The following is a 1,791-nucleotide window of genomic DNA, read 5'->3' on the forward strand; positions in this document are numbered from 1 at the left end:
CCACCCGCCGCTGGTCGGCGTCACCGCGCTCCAGCGCGGCGGCGACCTGGGCGGCGGACCCGGCGAACGAGGTGATGGCGGCGGCCTGGTCGAGCTGGGTGTCCAGCACGGTCCCGGCGTCGCGCAGCAGCGCGCTCGTGCGCGGCAGGTGCTCGCCCGCCGTGGCGGTGAGGTCGCGGACGCTGTCGAGCAGCAGCCCGAGGTCCGGTCCGGTGTCGCGGAGCGCGAGGTCCAGCTCGTCCACGACGGTGCGCAGCGCCTCCTGCGGCACGGACCTGGCCAGGTCGTCCAGCTCGGTGAGCACGCCCTCCACCGGTGGCGGCAGCGCGGTCCGCCCGATCGGCACGACCTCGCCCTCGGTGAGGTCCCCGCTCTCGGACCCGCCGCCGGGCTTGAAGTCCAGGTACTGCTCGCCGACGGCGGACCGGTTGGCCACCACCGCCCGCGCCGCGCGCGGGATGGCGACGCCGCCGTCGATCAGCAGGTCGGCCTGCACGACCCCGTCGACCAGCCGCACCCGGTCGACCCGCCCGACCCGCACCCCCCGGTGGGGGACCTCGCCGCCCGCGAACAGCCCGCCGGTCCTGGCCAGCCGCACGTGCACGGGGTACTCGTCGCCCGGAACGAGCCCGGCGTAGCGGGCGCCGGTGAACCCGGTGCCCACCAGGGCGATCACCGCGAACAGCGCGATCCTGACCCGCACGCCCCTCACCTCGGACCGCCCTTCAGCTCCAGGTAGGTGTTGAGGTAGTCGCCCTTGACGCCGTCGAGCACCGCGTCGGTGAAGGGGAACGTGAGCAGCAGCTCCAGCGACCGGGGCAGGTCCTGGCCCGCCTCGGCGAGCTCGCGCAGCACCGGTTCGAGCGCCTCGAGGTCGGCGACGAGGTCCTCGCGCGAGTTCTCCACGGTGTCGACGGCGACGCCGGAGAGCCGGTCGAGCGCGCCGAGCAGCCCGACGAGCTGCCCGCGCTGCTCCTCCAGCACCCGCAGGCCGGGTTCCAGGCCGTCCAGGACCTCGGCGATGCCGGGCTCCTGCGCCTCGAGCACCCCGGACAACCGGGCCAGCCCGTCCACGGCCCGCGTGATGTCCGCGCGCCGCTCGTCCAGCCGCCGCACGAACTCGTCCGCGGTGGACAGCAGCGAGCGGGCCTGCTCGGTGTTGCCGTCGAAGGCGGCGCCCAGCTCGCGGGAGATGTCCTGGACCTGCCCGATGCCGCCGCCGTTGAGCAGCATGGACAGCGCGCCGAGCACCTCCTCCACCTCGGGGTTGCGGTTGGTGCGCGCCACCGGTACGACCGCGCCGTCCACCAGCGCGCCCGCTCCCCCGCCACCCGCCCCGCCGTCGCCTGCCGCGAGCTCCACGTACTTCTCCCCCAGCAGCGAGGACTGCCGCAGCAGCCCCCTGGCGTCGGCGGGCAGCCGCACGTCACCGTTCACCAGCAGCCGCACCAGCGCGACCGACCCGTCCTCGGACAGCCCGATCTCCTCCACCCGCCCCACCGGCACGTCGGCGACCTTCACCGCGGCCTGCGGCACCAGGTCGAGCGCGTCGTCGAACTCGACGGTCACCCGGTACGGCCGGTCCCCCACGTCCGCCCCGCCGGGCAGCGGCAGGTCGTAGGCGCTGGGCATCCCCGAGCACCCGGCGAGCAGCACCAGCACCGCCACGAGGGCGGTCCACCGCGACGGCCTCACCTCGGACCTCCCGGCACGCTGAGCAGGTCGGACACGAACTCGGTGAGGTTGGCCCGCACGGTCAGCCGCCCGCTCTCCGGGTCGTAGGCGTCGATC

2 protein-coding genes are annotated in these 1,791 nt (G+C 75.4%); both read right to left on the bottom strand.

Translation table 11 applies throughout. The features are described 5' to 3' along the window. Positions 1-703, bottom strand: a 703-nt coding sequence (locus ACTUAL_RS15835; RefSeq protein WP_440900799.1) for an MCE family protein, incomplete at its 3' end; no start/stop codon positions are given. Between the two features lie 5 nt (positions 704-708). Then, on the bottom strand, positions 709-1,695 hold the full coding sequence (locus ACTUAL_RS15840) for an MCE family protein (RefSeq protein ID WP_440900800.1): 987 nt from the start codon (positions 1,693-1,695) through the stop codon (positions 709-711). Positions 1,696-1,791: the final 96 nt, after the last annotated feature.

The sequence above is a fragment of the Actinosynnema sp. genome (genome assembly GCF_052038725.1).